At 60.9% G+C, this 25225-nt stretch carries 19 protein-coding genes and 2 pseudogenes; 1 reads left to right on the plus strand and 20 read right to left on the minus strand.

The features are described 5' to 3' along the window. Positions 1 to 112: 112 nt before the first annotated feature. The 19 genes and pseudogenes from GIW79_RS04400 to hutC form a co-directional block, all read right to left on the minus strand. On the minus strand, positions 113 to 910 hold the full coding sequence (locus GIW79_RS04400; RefSeq protein ID WP_032901820.1) for a transporter substrate-binding domain-containing protein: 798 nt from the start codon (positions 908 to 910) through the stop codon (positions 113 to 115). A gap of 219 nt (positions 911 to 1129) precedes the next feature. Further along, positions 1130 to 1930 (minus strand): transporter substrate-binding domain-containing protein, encoded by an 801-nt coding sequence (locus GIW79_RS04405; RefSeq protein WP_034125555.1) that lies wholly within the window; start codon positions 1928 to 1930, stop codon positions 1130 to 1132. 179 nt (positions 1931 to 2109) lie between these two features. Continuing rightward, positions 2110 to 4688 (minus strand): annotated as a pseudogene (mdoH, locus tag GIW79_RS04410) (glucans biosynthesis glucosyltransferase MdoH); the annotation flags it as partial. After that, entirely contained in the window at positions 4681 to 6417 is a 1737-nt protein-coding gene (locus tag GIW79_RS04415) for a glucan biosynthesis protein G (protein WP_014716546.1), read from the minus strand. The gene GIW79_RS04415 and the pseudogene mdoH, both read right to left, overlap by 8 nt. 267 nt (positions 6418 to 6684) lie before the next feature. Beyond that, positions 6685 to 7122 (minus strand): D-aminoacyl-tRNA deacylase, encoded by a 438-nt coding sequence (gene dtd / locus GIW79_RS04420; protein WP_236454281.1) that lies wholly within the window; start codon positions 7120 to 7122, stop codon positions 6685 to 6687. Beyond that, positions 7119 to 8090, minus strand: coding sequence for a prolyl aminopeptidase (gene pip / locus GIW79_RS04425; RefSeq protein ID WP_034125552.1), 972 nt, complete (start codon positions 8088 to 8090; stop codon positions 7119 to 7121). The genes dtd and pip overlap by 4 nt, the downstream gene beginning before the upstream one ends. A 103-nt stretch (positions 8091 to 8193) precedes the next feature. Beyond that, positions 8194 to 8307: pseudogene (locus GIW79_RS04430) on the minus strand (alpha/beta hydrolase); the annotation flags it as partial. Between the two features lie 144 nt (positions 8308 to 8451). After that, positions 8452 to 9252 carry an N-formylglutamate deformylase gene (hutG, locus tag GIW79_RS04435; protein WP_054897534.1) on the minus strand — a complete coding sequence of 267 codons (801 nt, stop codon included), beginning with the start codon at positions 9250 to 9252 and terminating at the stop codon, positions 8452 to 8454. Positions 9253 to 9264: 12 nt separating this feature from the next. Next, on the minus strand, positions 9265 to 10470 hold the full coding sequence (gene hutI / locus GIW79_RS04440; protein WP_072445800.1) for an imidazolonepropionase: 1206 nt from the start codon (positions 10468 to 10470) through the stop codon (positions 9265 to 9267). Positions 10471 to 10485: 15 nt separating this feature from the next. Continuing rightward, on the minus strand, positions 10486 to 11895 hold the full coding sequence (locus tag GIW79_RS04445) for an amino acid permease (RefSeq protein WP_034125549.1): 1410 nt from the start codon (positions 11893 to 11895) through the stop codon (positions 10486 to 10488). Positions 11896 to 12059: 164 nt separating this feature from the next. Then, positions 12060 to 13598 (minus strand): histidine ammonia-lyase, encoded by a 1539-nt coding sequence (gene hutH / locus GIW79_RS04450; protein ID WP_089042090.1) that lies wholly within the window; start codon positions 13596 to 13598, stop codon positions 12060 to 12062. 26 nt (positions 13599 to 13624) lie between these two features. Then, positions 13625 to 15133 carry a histidine ammonia-lyase gene (gene hutH / locus GIW79_RS04455; RefSeq protein ID WP_236454279.1) on the minus strand — a complete coding sequence of 503 codons (1509 nt, stop codon included), beginning with the start codon at positions 15131 to 15133 and terminating at the stop codon, positions 13625 to 13627. Positions 15134 to 15281: 148 nt separating this feature from the next. Then, positions 15282 to 16106 carry a quaternary amine ABC transporter ATP-binding protein gene (locus tag GIW79_RS04460; protein WP_003187840.1) on the minus strand — a complete coding sequence of 275 codons (825 nt, stop codon included), beginning with the start codon at positions 16104 to 16106 and terminating at the stop codon, positions 15282 to 15284. After that, positions 16103 to 16954 carry an ABC transporter permease gene (locus tag GIW79_RS04465; RefSeq protein WP_003187838.1) on the minus strand — a complete coding sequence of 284 codons (852 nt, stop codon included), beginning with the start codon at positions 16952 to 16954 and terminating at the stop codon, positions 16103 to 16105. The genes GIW79_RS04460 and GIW79_RS04465 overlap by 4 nt, the downstream gene beginning before the upstream one ends. 71 nt (positions 16955 to 17025) lie before the next feature. Then, positions 17026 to 17991 carry an ABC transporter substrate-binding protein gene (locus GIW79_RS04470; RefSeq protein WP_032893997.1) on the minus strand — a complete coding sequence of 322 codons (966 nt, stop codon included), beginning with the start codon at positions 17989 to 17991 and terminating at the stop codon, positions 17026 to 17028. Positions 17992 to 18060: 69 nt separating this feature from the next. Next, positions 18061 to 19506, minus strand: coding sequence for a purine-cytosine permease family protein (locus tag GIW79_RS04475; protein ID WP_034125547.1), 1446 nt, complete (start codon positions 19504 to 19506; stop codon positions 18061 to 18063). 177 nt (positions 19507 to 19683) lie between these two features. Continuing rightward, positions 19684 to 21354, minus strand: a complete 1671-nt coding sequence (hutU, locus tag GIW79_RS04480) for a urocanate hydratase (protein WP_054897538.1) — start codon at positions 21352 to 21354, stop codon at positions 19684 to 19686. 384 nt (positions 21355 to 21738) lie between these two features. Further along, positions 21739 to 22299 (minus strand): HutD/Ves family protein, encoded by a 561-nt coding sequence (locus tag GIW79_RS04485; protein WP_054897539.1) that lies wholly within the window; start codon positions 22297 to 22299, stop codon positions 21739 to 21741. Further along, a complete protein-coding gene (gene hutC, locus GIW79_RS04490; protein ID WP_230182974.1) occupies positions 22296 to 23006 on the minus strand; it encodes a histidine utilization repressor in 711 nt (236 codons plus the stop codon). The genes GIW79_RS04485 and hutC overlap by 4 nt, the downstream gene beginning before the upstream one ends. Before the next feature lie 147 nt (positions 23007 to 23153). Between hutC and GIW79_RS04495 the strand changes: the two genes are divergently transcribed. Next, positions 23154 to 24518 (plus strand): formimidoylglutamate deiminase, encoded by a 1365-nt coding sequence (locus tag GIW79_RS04495; protein WP_236454274.1) that lies wholly within the window; start codon positions 23154 to 23156, stop codon positions 24516 to 24518. 125 nt (positions 24519 to 24643) lie between these two features. Here GIW79_RS04495 and GIW79_RS04500 read toward each other — a convergent pair whose 3' ends face one another. Continuing rightward, a complete protein-coding gene (locus GIW79_RS04500; protein ID WP_034117302.1) occupies positions 24644 to 25213 on the minus strand; it encodes a lipocalin family protein in 570 nt (189 codons plus the stop codon). Positions 25214 to 25225: the final 12 nt, after the last annotated feature.

Raw genomic sequence — 25225 nt, forward strand, 5'->3', positions numbered from 1 at the left:
GTCGCCTGATAGGCCGCCATCGCGGGCAAGCCCGCTCCCACAGATTGATGTGTGAATACAGTCAAATGTGGGAGCTGGCTTGCCTGCGATGCAGGCAACTCGGTGTCAGGCCTTATTCCATGTCCTTGAGCCACTCGGAGCTCTTGAACCACTTGTCATGGATGCGATCGTAGGTGCCGTCGTTACGGATCTGGTGCAGGAAGTTGTTGATGAAGTTGATGCTGTCGTAATCGCCTTTCTTCAAACCGAACGCCAGGGGTTCAAAGGTGAAGGGTTCTTCCAGGAACACCAGCTTGCCGTTACCGACCTTCTTTTCGGCCACCACGTTGTACGGTGCGTCGTAGACGAACGCATCAGCCTTGCCGTTGACCACGTCGAGCACGCCTTCCTGCTCGTTGTCGTAGCCGTGGTACTTGGCCTTGGAGATCAGCTTCTTGGCAACCATCTCACCGGTGGTGCCGAGCTTGGAGGTCAGGCGGTATTTCTCGTCGTTCAGGTCTTTGTAGGACTTGATGGTGCCTTCCAATTCCTTGCGGATCAGCAACGTCTGGCCGACCACGATGAAGGGTTCGCTGAAATTCAGGCGCAGGTTGCGTTCCTGGGTCAGGGTCATGCCGCTGCCGATCATATCGAACTTGCCGGTCAGGAAGGCCGGGATGATGCCGTCGTAACCGGTGGACACCAGCTCCAGCTTGACGCCCATGGACTTGGCCATAGCCTTGAGGATGTCGACTTCGAAACCGATGATTTCACCGCGCTTGTCGGTCATTTCGAACGGCATGTAGGTGGGGTCCATGCCAACTTTCAACGTGCCGCGCTTGACCGCCTCATCAATGGCGCCGGCCTGGGCCGCAGTGGCAGCGACCAGCGCGGTGACGCCGAGCATCAGCATCGAAAGATACTTTTTCATCATCAAGACCCCTGAACGATTCTTATAAGGTTGGCGCACAAGAGGGCTGCGCCATTTCGGGGTGCGATCCTAACCCACTCGTTGTCCGCCACAAAGGTTTCACCGGTAAATGTTATCGGCGTGTGTCGGAAAACCCTGACAGCGACCCGGCCAAACACAGGCGCAGACGCTTCAGCGCGGCCTCTCGATCAGGGATTGATGTGTAAGCAGTTATGACGATCAGTCGATCTCGGCTATCCAGGCCGTATCCCTGAACCACTTGTCATGCAGGCGATCGTAGGTGCCGTCCTGGGCGATCTGGTTGAGAAAATGGTTGATCCAATTGAGGCTGTCGTAATCCCCTTTTTTCAGGCCGAACGCCAAGGGCTCAAAGGTGAAGGGTTGCTCAAGTGCCAACAATGTACTGTTCTGTGGCCGACTCATCGCGATCAGGTTGTAGGGCGCATCATGGATAAAAGCATCGGCCTTGCCTTCAACGACCTGCCGCACGCCTTCTTCCGGGTTGGGCACACTGCTGAGCCGCGCAGATACAAGAAAGCGCTGTGCTGCGGCTTCACCGGTGGTGCCTTGGGTGGTAACCACGCGGTAACTGGCGTCGTCCAGTTCTTCAATACTGGAGACCTTCCCCGCCATGCGTGGGTGCAGCAGCACCGTCTGGCCCACCACGACAAATGAATCACTGAAGTTGAGTTTGAGGTTGCGCTCTTGAGTGACCGTCATGCCGCTGCCAATCAGATCAAACTTGTTCGTCGTCAGCCCCGGCAACAGATCCGTGTAAGGCACTGCCACCAATTCAAGCTCTACGCCAAGTGCGCGGCTCATGGTATGGAGCAAGTCAATTTCAAAGCCGACGATGCGCCCCTGCTTATCGAGCATTTCGAAAGGGACGTTATTGGGGGTTGTACCGACCTTAAGCACGCCACGGCGCACAGCGTTGTCCAGCGCGCCCGCGTAAAGCAAGCCTGCGTGCCCCCCCAGGAAAAAGCCCATCAGCAATGCCAAACAATACCTTTTGATCATGAATGCCCCCGTGGCGAGTCCAATTTGGGGGGCGATCCTAACCCAGCCGCGGGCACGGCAATACGCCTCGAGCAAAGGTCTTTTGTTTCGAAATAACAAGGAGTTAGCGACAAAAAGGAAGAAGCGAAAAACGCTGTAGGACCAACGTTTGAAACACCCCCGAAGTGAGCCTTCGGGGGTGCCTGAATCAGGCCGGTTGGGCCTGGGGCGACTGTGGTTGCAGAGGCAGCAACGGCGCGTGCGGATCAGCCTTGATCGAAGCACGCCAGGCACCGAGCCACTCGGCATGACCTTCGCTCCACACCTGCTCATGCAGGCGAGCCAGGGCCACCGGGTCACTGAGCAGGGCCAGGCGTTCGCTGTTGTTGAGGCCGGCAGGGCCGACTTTCAACGCGTGGCGAACACGCTCCATGCGCAGGTACTCGATGGGCTCGGCCTCACGGTGCCGCGAGGTCGCCAAGGCGCAGGCCAGAGCGTTCTGCTGCGGGTCTACCACCGAACGCACAAAGCCGTCGTTGAGGGCGTGCCAACGGTTTTCGTGGGTGTACTTCTCGGTCGACAGCAGGGCCTGCGGCGGGTTGTATTCCTCAGGGATCAGGAACAGGCTCTCGTCGCGGGACTTGAGGCCCAGCTTGACCCGGCTGGAAATCACCGACACCGGGATCGACAGCATCAGCGAACCGACGATGGGCACCAACCACCACAGGAAGCTCGGGTTCAGCCACACCACCAGCAGGGCCCACAGGAAGCCCAGCAGGGTTTGCGGACCATGACGCTTGACCGCTTCGCTCCATGGCGTGGAGTCATCGTCACGTTGCGGCGAGTTCCAGGTTGCGGCCCAGCCGAGGAACGCGGCGAGGACGAAACGGGTGTGGAAGATCATCCGCACCGGCGCCAGCAGCATGGAGAACAACATCTCCAGCAGCATCGACAGGGTCACCTTGAACTTTCCACCGAACTCTTTGGCGCCCTTGGCCCAGATCAAGATGATGCTGAGCAGTTTAGGCAGGAACAGCAGCACGATGGTGGTGGAGAACAGCGCCACCGCCTTGTCCGGGTGCCATTGTGGCCACAGCGGGTACAACTGGCGCGGCGCCATGAAGTATTGCGGTTCCATCAGGGTGTTCACCGCCAGCAAGGCCGTGGACAACACCAGGAAGAAGAACCACAACGGCGCCGACAGGTAGGACATCACGCCGGTGAGGAACACCGCACGGTGCACCGGGTGCATGCCTTTGACCAGGAACAGGCGGAAGTTCATCAGGTTACCGTGGCACCAGCGACGGTCACGCTTGAGTTCGTCCAGCAGGTTCGGCGGCAGTTCTTCGTAGCTGCCCGGCAGGTCGTAGGCAATCCACACGCCCCAGCCGGCACGGCGCATCAGCGCGGCTTCAACGAAGTCGTGGGAGAGGATCGCACCGGCAAACGCGCCTTTACCGGGCAGCGGCGCCAGGGCGCAGTGCTCGATAAACGGCTTCATACGGATAATGGCGTTGTGGCCCCAGTAGTGGGATTCACCCAACTGCCAGAAGTGCAGGCCGGCGGTAAACAGCGGGCCGTAGACGCGAGTGGCGAACTGCTGCATACGCGCATACAGGGTGTCCATGCCCGACGCACGCGGCGCGGTCTGGATAATCCCGGCATCCGGCGTGGCTTCCATCAGGCGCACCAGGCTGGTCAGGCACTCGCCGCTCATCACAGAGTCAGCGTCAAGAACGACCATGTACTTGTAGTCACCGCCCCAACGACGGCAGAAGTCGTCGAGGTTGCCGCTCTTGCGCTTTACGCGACGGCGACGACGGCGATAGAAGATCTTGCCGAAACCACCCGCTTCGCGGCATACGTCGAGCCAGGCTTGCTGTTCGGCGATGCAGATGTCGGCGTCGTTACTGTCGCTGAGCACGAAGAAATCGAAGCGGTCCAGGTCACCGGTTGCGGCCACCGATTCGAACGTCGCACGCAAACCGGCGAATACACGCGGCACGTCTTCGTTACAGATCGGCATCACCAGGGCGGTGCGCGCATCCTTTGGAATCGGCTCGTCACCGGCACTTTTACCGGAAATGCGGTATTTATCGTGACCGGTCAGCAGCTCCAGGAAGCCCATGAGCGCAGTCCAGAAACCGGCCGACACCCAGCAGAACAGAATCCCGAACATGATCAGGATGCTGGTTTGCAGCGCGTAAGGCAGTACCTGGGTAGCGGTTTGCAGCAGGGTCTGGTTGCGAATTTCGTCGAAGTCGACCAGCGACCAGCCCTGGTACGGCATGATGCCTTTCATGTACCAGCCGGCCACGATGGTCTGGCCCAGCATTAGCACCAACAGGATGTAACGACGGATCGAGCCCACGGTACGCCAGCGCGCAGCCGGCAGCACCCGCTCGTCTTTCGGTGGCTTGGGCGGGTTGGTGCGCCCGGTCATCCGGCGCCAACCGCGCACCAGGATGTTGGTGCGCCAAGGCTCGGGCACCACTTTGGTCCGACGGATCGGCGGCGTGGCCTTGAGGCACACACGACCGCTGGCATCGAGCGCCAGCATCTCGGCGTCTTGTAGCTCTTCGGCGCTGTTGAGGGTCAAGCGGCGGCCAACCGACGCTTGGGCAGCGTCGGTCGGTGCGTCGAAGGTCTTGGACGACAGACGTTCGTGCAGCTCGCTGAAGGACTTGCAGCCCGCCAGCTCGGCGCGCTGCTCAGCCGTCATGGGTAGATGCGCCAGGTACTCGGACAGAGTCTCTGGCTTGACTTGAGAATTACTCATCGGCAGGCAACTGATAGCTCCAGGTTTCGGTCAGGACTTGCTCGGTCTTGATCGGCTCCGGTGTGGCTGGGGCAGCCTCAGGCTGTTTGGCTTCCTTGTCCTTGGCGTCTTTCTTGGCCTGCTTCTCATGCTGCTTGGCCAAGACTTTGTCGGCCTTGAGCACATGGTTGGAAACCGACTCAGGCTCAGGCTGCACGATATCCTGCACCAATGCCGCACGCATTTCGGTCGGTTTGCTTGCGTCCTTGATCTTCATACGCAGGGTCAGGCGCCAGCCTTTGGTGTGTTCGTTGTAGCGCACGCTGTTTTCAACCAGTTCAGCGTTATCACCCACGCTCACCTGGCTACGTACCGGAGCGTCCGGCAGCAGTTTCTTCAGGGACGGGCCCTCGAAATCTACCAGGTAGGCCACGCTGCCATCGGGCTGACGGATCAGGTTCGATTGCTTCACGTCACCGGTAGAACGCAGGGTCTGCTTGACCCAGGCACTGTCCGGCGAATGGAAGGCCGCGTCGTCCAATGTCCAGTGCAGACGGTAAGCCACGTCCAGCGGCTTGCCGACTTCCGGCAGCTCGGCCGGGCTCCAGAAGGCCACGATGTTGTCGTTGGTCTCATCGGCGGTCGGAATCTCGACCAGGTCGACAGAGCCTTTGCCCCAGTCACCTTCAGGCTCGATCCAAGCGCTTGGGCGCTTGTCGTAGTTGTCGTCCAGGTCTTCGTAGTGGCTGAAGTTGCGGCCACGTTGCAGCAGGCCGAACCCACGCGGGTTCTCGACGCTGAAGTTGCTGACCGACAGGTGTTTAGGGTTGTTCAGCGGACGCCAGATCCACTCGCCATTGCCGGCGTGAATCGACAGGCCGCTGGAATCGTGGAGCTCGCGACGGTAGTTGAGGACCTTGGACGGCTGGTTGGCGCCGAACAGGAACATCGAGGTCAACGGCGCAACGCCCAGCTTGCTGACCTTGTCACGCAGGTACATCTGGGATTTGACGTCCACCACGGTGTCGGTGCCAGGGCGCAGGATCAGACGATAAGCGCCAGTGGCGCGTGGCGAATCCAGTAGCGCGAAAATCACCAAATGCTTGTCACCCGGCTTTGGACGCTCGATCCAGAACTCGGTGAAACGCGGGAATTCTTCGCCAGACGGCAACGCGGTGTCGATCGCCATGCCACGGGCAGACAAGCCGTACACCTGATCCTTGCCCACGACGCGGAAATAGCTGGCGCCGAGCATGGTCATGATTTCGTCTTGCTTGTCGGCCTTGTTGATCGGGAAAAGCACACGGAAACCGGCGTAACCCAGCTGTTCGGTGGCTTTAGGATCAAATTTCACGTCGCCGAAATCGAAACGCGTCGGGTCGTACTTGATTTCATGCACGCTGTCGGCGGTGACTTCGTTGATTTTCACCGGGGTGTCGAAATGCATCCCCTGGTGATAGAAGGACAGCTTGAACGGGGTGTTCTGATCGGCCCACTCGGCTTTTTCATTGCGGAAACGAATCTTCTGGTAGTCAGCGAATTTCATTTCGCGGAATTCGTTCGGCAAATTGCTGCGCGGAGCTTCGTATTTCTGCCCAGCCAGCTCTTTTGCCTTGGCCGACACATCATCCAGACTGAACGCCCACAGTTGACCCGCGCCGAACAGGCAAAACAGGGCAGAGCCCGTCACCAGTGCGTTTCGTAACCGTTTGGCAGACAATTTTGGTGCATTACAGGGACTAACAATCACGAGCAACCCTCGCCGAAAACAGATCAAAAAACCAACGGCCAGCTATCTATATGCCAGGTTGGCGAGCAATGTTCCGACTCCTCTGGGGCGAAATGATTCCCCATGCGGTTGTCGGACAAGGCTCTACCTAAGTCAAAAATGGACCAAACAACGCTGATCCCCGTAGCGCGCGATTATCTAGTAGCCCGCGAGACAACGCATCAGGGACAGTGAAGTATTTGTAGCGAAACCCTGCGTTTTTAGGCATTAACGTCGTTTTTCATACATTCATGTCTGTAAGAGGAAGGTCACAGGGCCATCATTGACCAAGTGCACCTGCATATCCGCGCCAAAACGCCCCGACGCCACCTTGCCATGCAATTGTTGCGCTTGTAACAACAAGTGCTCAAAAAGCGCCGCTCCCAGGGCCGGAGGAGCCGCTGTGGAGAAGCTGGGCCGTAGCCCGCTTTTGGTATCCGCCGCCAGGGTGAACTGCGACACCAGCAGCAAACCGCCGCCGATGTCCTTGAGGGACAGGTTCATCTTGCCCTCCTCGTCACTGAACACCCGATAGTTAAGCAGCTTGTGCAGCAGTTTGTCGGCGCTTTCGGGCATATCTGAAGGCTCGACGGCCACCAGCACCAGCAAACCCTGGTCAATCGAGCCTATCACCTCCCCTGCGACCTCAACCCGGGCGCCACGCACCCGCTGCAACAAGCCCTTCATGCTTCTTCAGGCGGCAGGTCGAGCAGGCGCCGGGCCATTTCGCCGGTCGCACGCACCAGTGCGTCGGTGATGCCCGGCTCGGACGCCGCGTGCCCTGCTTCGCGAATCACCTGCAACTCGCTGTTGGGCCAGGCCTGATGCAGCTCCCAAGCGTTATCCAGCGTGCAGATCATATCGTAGCGGCCATGGATGATGACGCCAGGCAGATGGGCGATCTTGTGCATATCGCGAATCAGCTGGTTGGGTTCCAGGAAGGAGTTGTTGGTGAAGTAATGGCATTCGATACGTGCGATGGACAAGGCGCGCTGCGGCTCGGAAAACCGTTCCACATGCTGCGGGCTCGGGCACAGGCCCAACATACGGCCTTCCCAGCCCGACCAGGCTTTGGCCGCATGCATCTGGGCGATCTGGTCGTTGCCGGTCAGGCGCTTGTGGTAAGCGGCAATCATATCGTGGCGCTCTTCCACCGGGATGGGTGCCACATAGTCCTGCCAGTAGTCCGGGAACAGGCGGCTCGCGCCCTCCTGGTAGAACCAGCGAATATCCTGCGGGCGGGCGAGGAAGATGCCGCGCACGATCAGGCCATGCACGCGCTCGGGGTGGGTTTGCGCGTAGGCCAGGGCCAGGGTCGAACCCCAGGAACCGCCGAACAGCACCCATTTGTCGATGCCCAGGTGCTCGCGGATGCGCTCAAGGTCGGCGACCAGATCCCAGGTGGTGTTGTTCTCGAGACTGGCCCTTGGCGTAGAGCGGCCGCAGCCACGCTGGTCGAAGGTGACAATATGGTAGAGGTTCGGGTCGAAATAGCAGCGGCTCTGGGCGTCGCAACCGGAGCCGGGGCCTCCATGGATGAACACGACAGGCAAGCCTTCGGGGGAGCCACTTTCATCGACGTACAGGGTGTGGGTGTCATCGACAGCCAGATCGTGCCGGGCGTAGGGTTTGATCTGCGGGTACCAAGTCTGCATTGCGTGCTCCGTAGGGTGTCGGGTTCATCCCTGGGGGGACGTCTATTATTTTGCCGTCTGGCATCATAAACCCGAATTGTGCAATGAGCATGTCCTTGAGCACTTAGACCTGTGTCAGCAGTTCGCGCCTCAGGTAACCAAGCAGATAGTCATACAGCCGATCCACCTCCGGCACCTGGCCGCGTGCCCGCAAACAACCGTGGGCCAGCCCTTTGCCGGGATGGCGGTGTGTCAGTTGATAAAAGTGTTGCTGAACCCCCGTTGTCGCAGGCAAGCCAGCTCCCACATTTCGAGCGCATTCTCATGATAGAGCGCGGTCAAGCGGGCTTGCTCGCGAAAGCTATTGCAGCAGCACCAACAATTACCGGTAGTGCTTCTGCCCCCAAGCCAACAGCCCTTCCAGCAACTGCCTCAACACCACCTGCGTCGGCTCGGCCAAATCATGGCGATAACGGAACGGCTCGAACTCTTCCATATAGGTGCTCTGGCATAACTCCAGCTGCACCGCATGAATATCCTGCGCCGGGTTGCCGTAGTGACGGGTGATATGGCCGCCCTTGAAGCGCCCGTTCAGCACATGGGTATATTGCGGATGCTGAGCGCAGATGGCTTCCAACTGGCTGGCCAGCTGCGGGTCGCATGCAGCGCCGTTGAAGGTGCCCAGATTGAAGTCCGGCAATTTGCCGTCGAACAGGTGCGGGATCAACGAGCGGATCGAGTGCGCATCGAACAGCAACGCATAACCGAACTCGGCCTTGAGGCGTGCCAGTTCTTCTTGCAGTTGGCGGTGGTACGGCCCCCAGATTTTTTGCAGGTAGCTGGCCCGCTCTTCGTCGGAGGGCGTTTGCCCTTCACGGAACAACGGCACGCCATCGAACAGCGTCTCTGGGTACAGGCCGGTAGTAGCACCGGCATACAGCGGCGCGTTGTCGGAGGGCCGGTTGAGGTCGATGACAAACCGCGAGTACTCCGCCGCCAGGGTGCTGGCGCCCAGCTCTTCGGCAAAGTCATACAACAGCGGGATATGCCAATCGGTATCCGGCAGGCTTTGCGCCTCGGGGATCAACCCGGCCTCGACCGCAGGGGTGAGCCGCAGGCCGGCGTGGGGCATGCTGATCAGCAGCGGCACGCGGCCTTGTTTGAATGTCAGAACCTTATCCACAACTGCATCCTCTCAAACAGTGACGTCGACGCCGTGGCGCACGACGCGTTTATCCAGTTCGCCACCCAGCCAGTAGGCCAGGTCGGCGGGGCGATCGATCTGCCAGGCGACAAAATCCGCGACCTTGCCCACTTCCAGGGAACCATGGGTATCGCCCAGGCCCAACGCGGTGGCCGCGTGTTGCGTGGCGCCGGCCAGGGCTTCTTCCGGGGTCATGCGGAACAGGGTGCAGGCCATGTTCAGCATCAGCCGCACCGACAGCGCCGGTGATGTGCCGGGGTTGAGGTCGCTGGCGATGGCGATCTTCACGCCGTGTTTGCGCAGGGCGTCCATGGGCGGCAACTGGGTTTCACGCAGGAAGTAGAACGCGCCCGGCAATAGCACGGCGACGGTACCGGCCGCAGCCATGGCGATGGCGTCTTCTTCAGTCATGAATTCCAGGTGGTCGGCCGACAACGCGTGGTAGCGCGCCGCCAGGCTTGAGCCATGCAACGACGAGAGTTGCTCGGCGTGCAGCTTCACCGGCAAGCCAAGTTGCTGGGCGACCTTGAATACCCGCTCAACCTGCTCGGGGGAAAATGCCAGGTATTCACAGAAGGCATCGACCGCATCCACCAACCCCTCAGCGGCCAGGGCCGGCAGCATCTGGCTGCAGATGTGCTCGATGTAATCGTCGGCGCGGTCCTTGTACTCCGGCGGTAACGCGTGGGCGGCCAGGCAGGTGGCGCGCACGCTGACCGGCAGCGCTTCACCCAGGCGCCGGACCACGCGCAACATCTTGCGTTCGTTGGCCAGGTCCAGGCCGTAGCCGGACTTGATTTCCACCGTGGTCACGCCGTCACGCAGCAAACTGCGCAGGCGCTTTTCAGCGCACAAGAACAGCTCATCTTCGCTCGCCGCACGGGTTGCGCGCACAGTGCTGGCAATGCCGCCGCCCTTGGCCGCGATCTCGGCGTAGCTGACACCTTCGAGGCGCTGCTCGAATTCGCCGCTGCGATTGCCACCGAACACCGTATGGGTGTGGCAATCGATCAGCCCGGGAGTGACCCACGCGCCTTGCAGGTCATGCACCTGGGCGTAATCCGCGGTTGGCGCCTGGCTGCGGGGGCCGACCCACTCGATGAGCGAGCCGGCAGTCACCATGGCGGCATCCTCGATGATCGAGTATTTGCCGTTGGCCATGGTTGCGACGTGGCAGTGTTGCCAAAGCGTTTTCATCAACGCCTCCCTAAGTTATCGATGAGACAAAACCGGGTCGTAATCGACCTTGGCCGTTTGCCCGGCGGCAGGCTTGACCCACAGCCAGTAGGCGATGATCAGCAGCACGATCCACACGGCGCCTACCATCAACGCCGCCTGGGTATCCGGGAAGTAACCGAGTACACCAAACACAAACAGCATGAACACAATGGCCGCCGCCGGCGCATAAGGCCAGAACGGTACCGGGAATTTCAGTTCGGCGATCTGCGCCTTGGTCATCGAGCGGCGCATGGCGACCTGGGTAAACAGGATCATCAGCCATACCCACACGGTGGCGAAGGTGGCAATCGAGGCGATCAGCAGGAACACGTTTTCCGGGATCAGGTAGTTGAGTACCACACCGCCGAGCAAGGCGGCGCCCATGACCACCACGGTCATCCATGGCACGCCTTGTTTGGACAATTGCGCGAAGCCCTTGGGCGCCTGCCCTTGTTGAGCCAGGCCGTACATCATGCGCCCGGCGCCGAAAATGTCGCTGTTGATCGCCGACACCGCCGCCGAGATCACCACGATGTTGAGGATGGTCGCCGCCGAGCCAATCCCCAGGTTGCTGAAGATCTGCACGAACGGGCTGCCCTGGCTGCCGATCTGCGGCCACGGGTAGATGGCCATCAACACGAACAGGGTGAGCACGTAGAACAGCAGGATACGCAGCGGCACAGCGTTGATCGCCTTGGGGATCACCCGCTGTGGGTCCTTGGCTTCACCGGCGGTGATGCCGATGATTTCGATGCCACCAAAGGCAAACATCACCACCGCAAACGAGGCGATCAGCCCACCGATGCCGTTGGGCATGAAGCCGCCGTGGGCCCACAGATTGCTCAAGCCACTGGCCTGGGTTTCGCCTGCCGAGTGAATACCAAACAGCATGATGCCAAAACCGCCGAGGATCATCGCCACAATGGCACCGACCTTGAGCAACGACAGCCAGAACTCCATCTCGCCAAAGACTTTGACGTTGCACAGGTTCAGGCCGCCGATCAGGAATACGATGCCCAGCACCCAGACCCAACGGGCCACTTCGGGAAACCAGAAGCCCATGTAGATGCCGAACGCGGTGACGTCGGCGAGGCAGACGATGATCATTTCAAAGGCGTAGGTCCAGCCGAGGATAAACCCGGCCATGGGCCCCAGGTAGGTGCTGGCGTAGTGGCCGAAGGAGCCAGACACCGGGTTGTGCACGGCCATCTCACCGAGGGCGCGCATCACCATGAATACAGCAGCGCCGCCGATCAGGTAGGCCAGCAGCACGGCAGGACCGGCCATCTGGATGGCGGAGGCGGAGCCATAGAACAGCCCGGTGCCGATCGCGGAACCGAGGGCCATGAAGCGAATATGTCGGGCGTTGAGCCCGCGTTTCAAACCTTTTTCTGGCTGGTGCATTTCTCGTCCCTAATTATTCTTATGAGGAGAAGATCGCTCCCACGCTCGGCGTGGGAACTCCGACCTGGACGCTCCGCGTCCGCTTTTAGAGCGGTGACGCAGAGCGTCACAGGATGCATTCCCACGCGGAGCGTGGGAATGATCAGGCACAGACCGAGTCCCGGTCAGAGGCTTGGCAGCAACTTGGCCGGCACCAGCTCATTCAGGCAGCGGCTGGCGAGCAGTTCGCTGGCGGCGTTGATGTCCGGGGCGAAGAAGCGGTCCTTGTCATAGAACGCCACCTTGTCGCGCAGGATGCCACGGGCTTTTTCCAGCTTGGGCGAGGTCTTCAGGCCGTCGCGCAGGTCCAGGCCCTGGCACGCCGCGAGCCATTCCACCGCGAGGATGCCCCGGGTGTTCTCGGCCATTTCCCACAAACGCTTGCCCGCAGCCGGGGCCATGGACACGTGGTCTTCCTGGTTGGCCGAAGTCGGCAAGCTGTCGACGCTATGGGGATGGGCCAGCGCCTTGTTCTCGCTGGCGAGCGCGGCGGCGGTCACCTGGGCGATCATGAAGCCGGAGTTCACCCCGCCATTGCCCACCAGAAACGGCGGCAGTTGCGACATGTGCTTGTCCATCATCAACGAGATCCGGCGCTCGCTCAGGGAGCCGATTTCGGCAATGGCCAGCGCCATGTTATCGGCGGCCATGGCTACGGGTTCGGCGTGGAAGTTGCCACCGGAAATCACATCGCCTTCGGCGGCAAAGACCAACGGGTTATCCGACACTGCGTTGGCTTCTACCACCAGCACCTCGGCGGCCTGGCGCAATTGAGTCAGGCACGCGCCCATTACCTGTGGCTGGCAACGCAGGGAATACGGGTCTTGAACCTTGTCGCAGTTCTGGTGCGATTGGGACACCTGGCTGCTCTCACCGAGCAGGTCACGATAGGCCGCTGCCGAGTCGATCTGGCCACGCTGGCCACGCGCCGCATGAATACGCGCATCGAACGGCGAACGCGAACCCAGTACCGCTTCCACAGTGAGGCCGCCGCAAGCGAGGGCAGCGGCGAACAGGTCTTCGCCTTCGAACAGGCCACGCAGGGCATAGGCCGTGGACACCTGGGTGCCGTTGAGCAGCGCCAGGCCTTCTTTGGCGGCCAGGGTCAGCGGCGTGAGGCCGGCGATTTTCAGTGCCTCGGTGGCTTCCAGCCATTCGCCCTTGTAACGCGCCTTGCCTTCGCCAAGCAGTACCAGGGACATGTGCGCCAGCGGCGCCAGGTCACCGGAAGCACCCACTGACCCCTTGAGCGGAATGTGCGGGTACACCTCGGCGTTGATCAGCGCGATCAGCGCGTCGATCACCTGGCGACGAATCCCGGAGAAGCCACGGCTCAGGCTGTTGACCTTGAGCACCATGACCAGTCGCACCAGTGCATCGCTGATCGGCTCACCGACGCCGGCGGCGTGGGACAGCACCAGCGAACGCTGGAGGTTTTCCAGGTCTTCGCTGGCGATGCGGGTCGATGCCAACAGGCCAAAACCGGTGTTGATGCCGTAGGCGGTGCGGTTCTCGGCGAGAATCTGCTCCACACAGGCAACGCTGGCTTCGATCTGGGCCGAGGCGCTGTCATCCAGGCTGAGGGTTACTGGCTGCTGGTAGATGGCACGCAGTTGGGCGAGGCTCAGTTGGCCTGGAATCAGGTTTAGCGCAGTCACATTCATACTCCTTGTGAATTGTTCTTAGGTGTTCAGTGCAAATTCGGTAAAGCAGTGTCTTTAAGCAATTGGGCAGCGGCGGCAATATCCGGCGCCAGCCAGCGGTCCTGTTCATACGCAGGGACCACTTCGCGCAGCAAACGCCAGGCGCGGTCGGTACCGGCGCCGAAGCGCTGGTCCTTGAGAAACTCGAAAGCCTGGGCCGCCAGCAGGTACTCGATGGCAAGAATCTGGGTGACGTTGGCCAGCACCTGGTGCAACTTGAGCGCGGCGTTGGTGCCCATGCTCAAGTGGTCTTCCTGCAGGCCCGAGGTGACGAAGTTGTCGAGCACGGCCGGTTGCGCCAACTGGCGGTTCTGCCCGCACAAGGACGCGGCGACGTACTGCACGATCATCATTCCGGAGTTGACGCCCGGGTTACTCACCAGGAAGGCAGGCAGGCCGCTGACATGCGGGTTGACCAGGCGGTCCAGGCGACGCTCGGCCACCGAACCGATCTCGGCCATGGCGATGGCGAGCATGTCGGCCGCCAACGCGACGGACTGTCCGTGGGGGTTGGCCTGGGACACCACGCGGTAGCTGTCTGGGGTGCCCAGCACCAGCGGGTTGTCGGTGGCGCTGTTGAGTTCGGTCTCGATCTGGCGCGTGGCGTGTTCCACCTGGTCGCGGGCCGCGCCGTGAATCTGCGGGATCGAGCGAATGCTCAAGGCGTCCTGGGTGCGAATACCCTTGCTGCTGGCAATCACCTCACTGCCATCGAGCAGGGCACGCAGGTTGATACCTACGTGCTGCATGCCAGGATGCGGTTTGAGAGCAATGATTTCTTCGTCAAAGGCGTCGATCTGGCCGCGCTGGGCTTCGAAGCTCATGGCACCGATCACGTCGGCCCACTGCAGCAAGTGATGCGCGTCGGCCAGGGCCAGGCAGCTCAGGCCGGTCATGCACGGCGTGCCATTGACCAGGCACAGGCCGTCTTTGGCGCCGAGCACCACCGGCTGCACGCCTTCAGCCTGCAACGCGTGTTGCGCCGTGACGATCTGGCCGCGATAACTCACATTACCAACGCCCAGCAGGGCCACGCCGATATGGGCCATGTGGGTCAGATACCCCACCGAGCCTTGGGACGGTACTTGCGGGGTGATGCCGTGGTTGAGCAGCGCCAGCAGCGCGTGCACCACCTGCGGATGCAGGCCGGATTTGCCGTGGCTGTAGTTGATGATCGCCGCGCAGATGATCGCACGGGTTTGCTCATCGCTGAGCACCGGGCCGACGCCGCAGGCGTGGCTCAACAGCGTATTGCGCGACAGTTGGCTCAGTTGCTCGGTCTTGAGCGAGACGTTGCACAACGCGCCCAGGCCGGTGTTGACACCATAGGCACGCTCGCCGCTGGCGACGATGCGCTGCACGATGGCCTGGGCATTGTCGATACGCGCCCAGGCGTGGCCCGACAGTTCGAGCATGGCGCCGTGGCGGGCGACGGCGGTGACGTCCTGCCAGCGCATGGGGGTGTCGGCGATGATGATTTTGGTTGCCTGGGACATCTTCATACCTTCTTCAATTCTTAGGCAGCATTGATCGTTCCCACGCTCTGCGTGGGTACGCCGCCTGGGACGCTCTGCGTCCCCCCAAGTGACGCGGAGCGTCACGAAATGCGTTCCCACGCGGAGCGTGAGAACGTTCAAGCCCGGATCAGACCACCGCTGCCCGCCGCTGAACAAAGCGGTCCACATACTCATCCGCCGGCGAGTGCAGAATCTCTCGCGGGGTGCCGACCTGAATCAGCTTGCCGTCCTTGAGGATCGCAATGCGGTTGCCGATGCGCACGGCCTCGTCGAGGTCGTGGGTGATGAACACGATGGTCTTGTGCAGGGTCTTTTGCAGCTCGAGCAACTGATCCTGCATCTCGGCGCGGATCAACGGGTCGAGGGCGCTGAAGGCTTCGTCCATCAGGATGATGTCGGTGTCGGCCGCCAAGGCGCGGGCCAGGCCCACGCGCTGGCGCATGCCACCGGACAGCTGGTGGGGGTATTTGTTTTCGTAGCCTTTGAGGCCCACGGTTTCGATCCAGTGCAACGCACGTTCGGCGCAGACTTGCTTGGTTTCGCCACGCACTTTCAGGCCGTAGGCAACGTTGTCGAGCACGCTCTTGTGCGGCAGCAGGCCGAAGCTCTGGAACACCATGCTGATCTTGTGCCGACGGAATTGGCGCAGGGCTTCCATGTCCAGTTGCAGGATGTCTTCGCCATCCACCAGGATCGCGCCGCTGGTGGGGTCGATCAGGCGGTTGAAGTGGCGCACCAGGGTGGATTTGCCCGAACCCGACAAGCCCATGATCACAAAGATCTCACCGGTGCCGATGCTCAGGGACAGGTCATTCACACCGACCACGCAACCGGTCTCGGCCAGTACCTGGTCTTTGGTCTTGCCCTGGCCGACCATGGCCAGCGCATCCTGGGCGCGTGCGCCGAAAATCTTGAAGACGTTTTTGACTTCGATTTTGCTGACAGTCGTCATTTGCTCGCCTCATGCCGTGGGCGGCCATAAGCCTGGGTAATGCGGTCGATGACCACTGCAAGAATCACGATCGCCAGCCCGGCTTCAAGGCCACGGCCAACGTTGAGGGTCTGGATGCCGACGAGCACGTCTTCACCCAAGCCACGGGCACCGATCATCGAGGCGATCACCACCATCGACAGCGCCATCATGGTGGTCTGGTTGATCCCGGCCATGATGCTTGGCAGCGCCAGCGGCAATTGCACGCCGAACAGTTGCTGCCAGCGGTTGGCGCCGAAGGCGTTGATGGCTTCCATGACCTCGCCATCGACCTGGCGAATACCCAGGTCTGTCAGGCGAATCAGCGGCGGCGCGGCGTAGATCACCGTAGCGAAAATCGCCGGGACCTTGCCCAGGCCGAACAGCATCAGCACCGGGATCAGGTACACGAAGCTGGGCATGGTTTGCATGATGTCCAGCAGCGGCATCAGCACCGAACGCAGGCGATTACTGCGCGCCGACAAGATACCCAGGGGGATGCCGATCAACACCGAAATCACCGTGGCCACCATCATCAATGCCAGGGTTTGCATCAGCTTGTCCCACAGGCCAACGGCGCCCACCAGGAACAGCAAACCGACGATCACCGCCGTGGTCACCACCTTGCGTGTGGCGTGCCAGGCGATGCCCCCGACGATGGCCAGCATCAGCCACCAGGGCGCTGCGCGCAGCAGGCCTTCCAGGTTGACGATGGCCCACAGCAGCGTATCGGAGATGTGCCGGAACACATCGCCGTAGTTGGTGACCAGTGCGTCCACCCAACCGTTGACCCAGTCGGCGATGGAAAAGGTAAAGCTCTCAGGAAACATATCGTGCTCTCGATCCAGTGGGTTGTGGCCAGCCGCCCGGCCACCCTTGAGGGTAGCCGTGCACACTTGACCTACAAGGCCGCGTCGATTTTCTTGGCTGCGTCTTCGCTCACCCAGGCGTGCCAGACTTCAGGATGTTCCTTGAGGAATATTTTCGCCAGTTTCGGCGACTCGATCCGCTCCTTGGCCATGCGGCCCAGGTTCTGGTTCAGCAGGTCGATGGGCAGGTTGACCTTTTCCAGCACGGCCACCAGCTCCGGGGCTTGTTCGTGGAAAGTCTTGGAGAGGCCGACCTTGATGCTCACGGTTTTGTCCACGCCGGGCTTCTCTTCCAACTTGACCAGGTCGACCTGGCCCATCAGCGGTGTGGGTGACCAGTAGTAGAACAGGATCGGCTCGCCGCGCTTGTAGCTCGACAGCACCGCCGCATCCAGCGCCGGGCCGGTGCCCGGGCGGAAGTTGGTGTAGGTGCTTTCCAGGCCGTAGCTCTTGAGCATTTCGCTGTTGTCCAGCTCGCAGGTCCAGCCGGCCGGGCAGTTGTAGAAGCGGCCTTTGGACGGCTCTTCCTGGTCCTTGAACACCGAGGCGTATTTGGCCAGGTCGGCGATGCTTTTCAGGTCCGGGGCCTTGGCTTCCAGCTTGCGCTTGGCGTCGCCTTCGATCACATAGCGCGGCACGTACCAACCTTCGACCGCGCCGACTACCGGAGCCCCGACGCCCACGACTTTTCCGGCCTTCTCGGCTTTGTTCCAGACCTCGCTGCGGCCTACCCACTCCTCGGCGAACACTTGGATGTCGTTGCTGCCCAGGGCGTTTTCCATGGTGATGGAATTGCCCGGCAAGCTGTCGGTTTTGCAGTCGTAGCCTTTTTCCAGCACGGTTTGCAGGATGTCGGTGAGCAACATGCCGCTTTCCCAATTCAGGCCGGCGAATTTCACCGGTTTACCCGACTCGCACCAACCGGCCGCCTGGGCGCCGGCACTTGCCAGCACGCCAGCCGCGAACAAAGTAGCCAGCAAGGTCTTATTCATAGTCATTGTTGTGACGCTCCCAATCTTGAAATGGATTACGGCAGTCAGTAGGCGTCCTGCCCTGTCCACGTCCCATCAGGCTTGTGCAGCCAGCTCGTTTGTTATGGGTGAAGCGCCCTGCTCTTTTGGCAGGATCAGGTGATCGGGTACCGTGCCGTGCCATTTTTTCGCACACACGTAATACAGGGCCGCCGGCAGTACCAGGCCGATGATCCAGGAGATATCCACATCACCCAGCGCGGCCACCAGGGGGCCGGTGTAGAACTTGGTGGAGATGAACGGCAACTGCACCAGTACGCCGAACACATAGACGCTGATGCCCAGCAGGTTCCAGCGGCCGTAGCGACCGTTCGGATCGGCCAGCGCCGGCACGTCATAACGCTCGCGGGTGATGCAGTAGTAATCCACCAGGTTGATCGCGCTCCAGGGCGTAAAGAACGCCAACAGGAACAGGATGAACGACTTGAATGCACCGAGGAACGAATGCTGGCCGAGCAACGCGATCAGCGTGGCCGTGCCGACGATCATCAACACGAACACCAGACGCTGCAGACGCGTGACCTCCAGACGCCCACGAAAGCCGCTGATGATAGTGGCGATGCACATGAAGCTGCCGTAGGAATTGAGCGTCGAGATGGTGACCTTGCCGAACGCGATGCTGAAATACAGCAACGCAGCGGTGGCCCCCGTGCCGCTCAAGCCAACGATGTACGCCACCTCGTGACCGGCAAACTGCCCGTTGGACATGGCCGCGGCAAACACGCCGAGGACCATCGCCACTTGGGCCCCGATGACCGAACCTGCGCCAGCAGCGAGAAAGGTTTTAACCGATGACGTGTGGCTCGGCAGGTAACGCGAGTAATCCGCCACGTAAGGGCCGAACGCAATCTGCCAGGAGGCCGCCAGCGACACGGCCAGCAGAAAACTGCTCCAGCTGAAGTGGCGGATCTGCAGGAGCGCGCCAACGTCGGTCTGGCTCATCAGGCGGCTGAACAGGTACACAAAGGCAACCACGCCAATCAGGCTGGCAACCCGGCCGATGAAGTGGATCACTCGGTAACCCAGCACCGTGACCAGCACGATGACACTGGCGAAGATCAGGATGCCGACGCTGTCGCTGACCCCGAACAACTGGCCCAGCGCCTGGCCCGACAGCACGGTACCGGTGGCGGTGAAACCCAGGTACATCAAGCACACCAGCACAATCGGAATGGCCGCCCCATACACGCCGAACTGCACCCGGCTGGAAATCATCTGCGGCAGGCCAAGCTTGGGCCCTTGCGCCGCATGCAGCGCCATGACGCCACCGCCGATCAGTTGACCGATGAGCAAGCCGATCAACGACCAGAACACATCACCGCCCAGCACCACGGCCAACGCCCCGGTGACAATCGCAGTGATCTGCAGGTTGGCACCCATCCACAGGGTGAATTGACTGAATAGACGACCATGTCTTTCCGCTTCCGGGATGTAGTCGATCGAACGTTTCTCGATCAACGGGGTGGTGTCGTTTGCAGCCATGTTGTTCAACCTCTGATGGATTGTTTTGTATGCATCTTGCTCTTCTGTGGGAGCTGGCTTGCTGTGGCGAGGGAGCTTGCTCCCGTTCGACAGCGAAGCTGGAGCCGGCTTTTTGGGGCTGCTTCGCACCCCAGCGCAAGCAAGCTTGCTCGCCACACAAGCCCACCCCACATTGAGTTACTTGATCATCGGCAGGTTCAGGCCTTGTTCCTTGGCGCAGTCGACAGCGATCTGGTAACCCGCATCCGCATGACGCATCACCCCGGTCGCCGGGTCGTTGTGCAGCACGCGGGCAATCCGCTCGGCCGCTTCGTCAGTACCGTCGCACACAATCACCATCCCCGAGTGCTGGGAGAAGCCCATGCCCACGCCGCCACCATGGTGCAGCGAGACCCAGGTGGCGCCGCTCGCGGTGTTGAGCAAGGCGTTGAGCAGTGGCCAGTCGGACACAGCGTCGGAGCCGTCCTGCATGGCTTCGGTTTCGCGGTTCGGGCTGGCGACCGAGCCGGAGTCCAGGTGATCACGGCCGATCACGACCGGCGCGGACAGCTCGCCGCTGCGCACCATTTCGTTGAACGCCAGGCCCAACTTGGCACGCTGGCCCAGGCCGACCCAGCAGATACGTGCCGGCAGGCCCTGGAAGCTGATGCGCTCGCGGGCCATGTCCAGCCAGTTGTGCAGGTGGGCATCGTCCGGGATCAGTTCTTTGACTTTGGCGTCGGTCTTGTAGATGTCTTGCGGGTCGCCGGACAGCGCCGCCCAACGGAACGGGCCGATGCCACGGCAGAACAGTGGGCGGATGTAAGCCGGTACGAAACCTGGGAAGTCGAACGCGTTTTCCACGCCCTCTTCCTGGGCCATCTGGCGGATGTTGTTGCCGTAGTCGAAGGTCGGGATGCCTTGCTTCTGGAATTCGAGCATGGCTTTGACGTGGACGGCCATCGACTGCTTGGCGGCCTTGATCACGGCGGCCGGCTCGGTCTTGGCGCGAGCGCGGTATTCGTCCCAGGTCCAGCCGGCCGGCAGGTAGCCGTTGAGTGGGTCGTGGGCGCTGGTCTGGTCGGTGACCATGTCCGGGCGCACGCCGCGCTTGACCAGTTCCGGCAGGATCTCTGCGGCGTTGCCCAGCAGGGCGATGGAGATGGCCTTGCCTTCCTTGGTGTACTTGGCGATACGCGCCAGGGCGTCGTCGAGGTCGGTGGCCTGCTCGTCGACGTAGCGGCTGCTCAGGCGGAAGTCGATGCTGACTTGCTGGCACTCGATGTTCAGCGAGCAGGCGCCGGCCAGGGTCGCGGCCAGTGGCTGCGCGCCGCCCATGCCGCCGAGGCCGGCGGTGAGCACCCAGCGACCGGTCAGGTCGCTGTTGTAATGCTGGCGGCCGGCTTCCACGAAGGTTTCGTAGGTGCCTTGAACGATGCCCTGGCTGCCGATGTAGATCCAGCTGCCGGCGGTCATCTGGCCGTACATGGCCAGGCCCTTGGCATCCAGTTCGTTGAAATGCTCCCAACTGGCCCAGTGCGGTACCAGGTTGGAGTTGGCAATCAACACGCGCGGGGCGTTGCTGTGGGTCTTGAACACGCCGACCGGCTTACCGGATTGCACCAGCAGGGTTTCGTCGTCGTTCAGATTGGTGAGGCTCTCGACGATCTGGTCGTAGCACTCCCAGTTGCGCGCCGCACGGCCGATACCGCCGTACACCACCAGTTCTTTGGGGTTCTCGGCCACTTGTGGGTCGAGGTTGTTCATCAGCATGCGCAGCGGCGCTTCGGTCAGCCAGCTTTTGGCGGTGAGCTTGTTACCGCGGGCGGCGCGGATTTCGACGTCACGGTATTTTGTAGGCTTGGTCACAGCTAGGACTCCTCGGCGATCGATGCGCGAACATGGATGGTGCGAAGTCTTACGCACACATCTTTACTTGTATGTACAAGCATATGCAATCGAGCGGCCAACTTTTGAAATGAGCCTCGCAGATTTTTTCCAAAGGCGCGCGCAAGCCTTGATAATCAAGGCTTGGAGGTTTGATGAAATTTCTTACGGAGGCGTTTTACAGCAAAGAGGATTTGTCACGACAGCGTGGCTTTGCGTCACGCTGGGGCGTTCGGTAACAAATTGGTGCGCGGTCTTGGGAACAGCGCACAAACAAATGTGGGAGCTGGCTTGCCTACGATAGCGGTGTGTCAGTCAGCACATCCTAGGCTGATACACCGCTATCGCAGGCAAGCCCCACAGTTTTTAACCGCGTGCGGTCAGTTCGATGATGCAGCAGCGGCCTGTGACCGATATTTCCAGCAGTTCAGTGTTACCGTCCACTTGCAGGCAATCGTGGTGGCCGAGCTTCTCGCCCAGCACCTTCACTTCGTCCGCCACGCTGAAAACCAGCACCGTCTGCGCAGTACTGAAAAACTGCTGCACGCCATCCATCCACTGCAAGCGTGCATGGTAACGCTCGGGCGAATAGATCAGATTGAAGTCGCGAATCGGCCCGGTGATCAAACGGCATGACACCTGGCTTTCGCCCTTGAACGCGAACGGCTGCAACGGTAACAACCCGCGCTGCTCCTCACCGTCTACGGTCAGCACCATGCCGGCGCCTTTGATCACCGTAATCACGCGCTGGTAACCGGCGAAGGTGGAAAACCCACCCGACTCGGCGATATCGGCAATCGACAAACGCCAGCCAAAGCCCTCCAGGCCGGTGCCGGCGTCGCGACTGATTTCTTCGGTACTGCCGCCGCCGTTCTTCCACGGCATGCGCACGTAGTCGGCGGCGCGCCAGACGTTGATCTCACTCATTTACTGAAGCGTCCTTCGAGGCTGTGACGGGAACCGGGGTGGATCAACCGCGCCGCAGTCACCGGCTGGCGACCCGACCAGGTGCGTCGGCGAATCAACAGGCACGGCTCGCTCGGCTCGATCTGCAACAACTTGCACTCGGCGGCATCGGCGAGAATCGCCTCAACCACATGCTCACCCTCAGTCAACGGCGCGACCTGGTTCAAATAGGCATACGGGGTTTGCTGGGTGAAGTCCTGCTGTAGGTATTCCGGCGCGACCAGGGCGTTGACGAAACGGTCTTCGATTTGCACAGGAATGTCGTTCTCGTAATGCACGATCAACGAGTGGAACACCCGCCCGCCTTCGCGCATTTCCAAGGCGACGGCGCGCTCGGAACCAGCAGCTTCTTCGCCCAGGGTGATGACCTGGCAAGTGTGCCGATGCCCACGGGAGGCGATTTCATCGGCGATGTTGTGCACTTCAAACAGGGCCGACTGGCTCTTGGGCTCGGCCACGAAGGTACCCACGCCTTGCATACGCACCAACAAGCCTTCGGCGGTCAGCTCGCGCAGGGCGCGGTTGATAGTCATGCGGCTGAAGCCCAACTCGCTGACCAGCTCGCTTTCCGACGGCACGCGGTAATGGGGCGGCCAGTTGCCGTTGAGGATCTGCTGGCTGATCATCTGTTTGACGCGGGCATACAAGGGCGCCGGACTTTCGTCCATGTGGGCAGCCAGCGAAGAGTTGGCGGGCGGAGTCGGCACAGGGAATCCTTGCAGGGGAAAAAGATGCATAGATTGCCGGAGTTTACCGAGCAGGCAAACGTCTGTATATGTATATACAAATAAACACACGACCGGGGTGCCTTGATCATGTCCGCTTTCTTTGCCGAACGCGCACTGCTGCCTAATGGATGGGCCAACGATGTACGTCTTGAAGTCAGCGCCGATGGTTTGCTGACAAAGGTTGAGCCCAATGCCAGTGCAGATGGCGCGGAACGGCTCAGGGGTCCGGTGTTGGCGGGCATGCCGAACCTGCATTCCCATGCCTTCCAGCGCGCCATGGCGGGCTTGGCCGAAGTGGCCGGCAACCCCAATGACAGCTTCTGGACCTGGCGCGACTTGATGTACCGCATGGTCGGCAAGATCAACCCCGAGCAGTTACAGGTCATCGCCCGTCAGCTGTATATCGAAATGCTCAAGGCCGGCTACACCTCGGTGGCCGAGTTTCATTACGTGCACCACGATCTCAGCGGCCAGCCCTATGCCGACCGTACGGAGCTGTCCCGCCAGATCAGCCAGGCGGCCGCCAGCAGTGGGATCGGCCTGACCTTGCTGCCGGTGCTCTACACCCACGCGGGTTTTGGTGGCCAAGCGCCGAATGAAGGCCAGCGACGGTTTATCAACAGCACGGAACACTACTTGAACCTGCAAGCACGCCTGCAGCCCATTCTGGCGGCACAACCGGCGCAGCAACTGGGCCTGTGCTTCCACTCCCTGCGCGCCGTAACCCCCGAACAAATCCATACCGTGCTGGGCGCCAGTGACAAAAACTGCCCGGTGCATATCCACATCGCCGAACAGCAAAAGGAAGTCGACGATTGCCTGGCCTGGAGCGGCAAGCGCCCGTTGCAGTGGCTGTATGACAACGTCGAGGTGGATGATCGCTGGTGCCTGGTGCATGCCACCCATGCCGATGCCGATGAAGTCACCCGCATGGCAAACAGCCGAGCGATTGCCGGTTTGTGCCTGACCACCGAAGCCAACCTGGGCGATGGGATTTTTCCGGCGGTGGACTTCCTCGCTCAGGGCGGCCGCATGGGCATCGGTTCCGACAGCCATGTGTCACTGAGCGTGGTGGAAGAACTGCGTTGGCTGGAATATGGCCAGCGCCTGCGCGATCAACGGCGCAACCGCCTATATCGCAGCGATCAGCCGATGGTGGGTCGCACGCTGTTCGATGCTGCGCTGGACGGTGGCGCACAAGCGCTGGGCCAGCCGATTGGTCGATTGCAAGTGGGCAAGCGTGCGGACTGGATAGTGCTGGACGGTAGCGACCCGTACTTGGCGACGGCCAGTGAGGATGGAATTCTCAACCGCTGGCTATTTGCCGGTGGTGATCGGCAAGTACGCGATGTACTGGTCAATGGCAAATGGGTGGTGCGAGATGGGCATCATGCTGGCGAAGAAGACAGCTGCCGGGCATTCACCCAGGTCCTGAAGGACTTGCTGAACTGACGACCAACCCATAACAACTGTGGGAGCTGGCTTGCCTGCGATACAGACACCTCGGCGCTTCAGTTACACCGGGTTGATGCTATCGCAGGCAAGCCAGCTCCCACATTTGATTGAGGGGCCGCAAATTACTGAGACGTCTTCGCCATCTGCTTATCCGACGTGCGCCAGATCAACCGCGTGGTGTCATAGCCTTGCTGTCGCGCCCTGCTCAGCAGGTCTTCGCGGGTATCGGCACTCACCGTCGGCGTGCGCGACAGGATCCACATATAGCGACGGCTCGGGCTGCCGACGATGGCGGTCTTGTAGTCATCGCTGACATACAGCACCCAGTAGTCGCCCTTGGCAACGCCCGGCAACAGCGATGTAAACCAGTTATTGAATTCCACCCACAGTTTGTCGGTCTTGCCTGGCACCTGCGGCGTTGCCGTGCCTTTGGCCTCTTGCCACTTCCACTCAGGCGTCAGGCAGCGGTTGAAAACCGACATGTCACCATCAGGCAGCAAGGTGTAGCGGGCTTCGGATTGCGCACAGTTGCGCTGGAAGTACATCGGCAACCGGGCCAACTCATACCAGGTGCCCTGGTAACGCTTGAGGTTGACGTTGCTCGCAGTCTTGGGTTGCAGATCATCGCCAGAATGGCTGGCGCAGCCCGCCAAAAACAGGCTGGCGCAAAGGAACAAAACAAAACGCATCATTCTTCTTCTCCC

The organism is Pseudomonas sp. PA-7-1E, from assembly GCF_021605325.1.
Classification (GTDB): Bacteria; Pseudomonadota; Gammaproteobacteria; order Pseudomonadales; family Pseudomonadaceae; genus Aquipseudomonas; species Aquipseudomonas fluorescens_BV.

What these genes read in the sequence shown, in the direction of transcription:
- GIW79_RS04400 (WP_032901820.1), bottom strand. Translation starts at nt 910, where the DNA reads ATGAAAAAGTATCTTTCGATGCTGATGCTCGGCGTCACCGCGCTGGTC.
- hutH (WP_236454279.1), bottom strand. Translation starts at nt 15,133, where the DNA reads ATGTCCCAGGCAACCAAAATCATCATCGCCGACACCCCCATGCGCTGG.
- hutC (WP_230182974.1), bottom strand. Translation starts at nt 23,006, where the DNA reads ATGGACGAAAGTCCGGCGCCCTTGTATGCCCGCGTCAAACAGATGATC.
- GIW79_RS04470 (WP_032893997.1), bottom strand. Translation starts at nt 17,991, where the DNA reads ATGACTATGAATAAGACCTTGCTGGCTACTTTGTTCGCGGCTGGCGTG.
- GIW79_RS04495 (WP_236454274.1), top strand. Translation starts at nt 23,154, where the DNA reads ATGTCCGCTTTCTTTGCCGAACGCGCACTGCTGCCTAATGGATGGGCC.
- GIW79_RS04500 (WP_034117302.1), bottom strand. Translation starts at nt 25,213, where the DNA reads ATGATGCGTTTTGTTTTGTTCCTTTGCGCCAGCCTGTTTTTGGCGGGC.
- GIW79_RS04405 (WP_034125555.1), bottom strand. Translation starts at nt 1,930, where the DNA reads ATGATCAAAAGGTATTGTTTGGCATTGCTGATGGGCTTTTTCCTGGGG.
- hutI (WP_072445800.1), bottom strand. Translation starts at nt 10,470, where the DNA reads ATGAAAACGCTTTGGCAACACTGCCACGTCGCAACCATGGCCAACGGC.
- GIW79_RS04475 (WP_034125547.1), bottom strand. Translation starts at nt 19,506, where the DNA reads ATGGCTGCAAACGACACCACCCCGTTGATCGAGAAACGTTCGATCGAC.
- GIW79_RS04460 (WP_003187840.1), bottom strand. Translation starts at nt 16,106, where the DNA reads ATGACGACTGTCAGCAAAATCGAAGTCAAAAACGTCTTCAAGATTTTC.
- GIW79_RS04445 (WP_034125549.1), bottom strand. Translation starts at nt 11,895, where the DNA reads ATGCACCAGCCAGAAAAAGGTTTGAAACGCGGGCTCAACGCCCGACAT.
- pip (WP_034125552.1), bottom strand. Translation starts at nt 8,090, where the DNA reads ATGCAGACTTGGTACCCGCAGATCAAACCCTACGCCCGGCACGATCTG.
- hutH (WP_089042090.1), bottom strand. Translation starts at nt 13,598, where the DNA reads ATGAATGTGACTGCGCTAAACCTGATTCCAGGCCAACTGAGCCTCGCC.
- dtd (WP_236454281.1), bottom strand. Translation starts at nt 7,122, where the DNA reads ATGAAGGGCTTGTTGCAGCGGGTGCGTGGCGCCCGGGTTGAGGTCGCA.
- GIW79_RS04485 (WP_054897539.1), bottom strand. Translation starts at nt 22,299, where the DNA reads ATGAGTGAGATCAACGTCTGGCGCGCCGCCGACTACGTGCGCATGCCG.
- GIW79_RS04465 (WP_003187838.1), bottom strand. Translation starts at nt 16,954, where the DNA reads ATGTTTCCTGAGAGCTTTACCTTTTCCATCGCCGACTGGGTCAACGGT.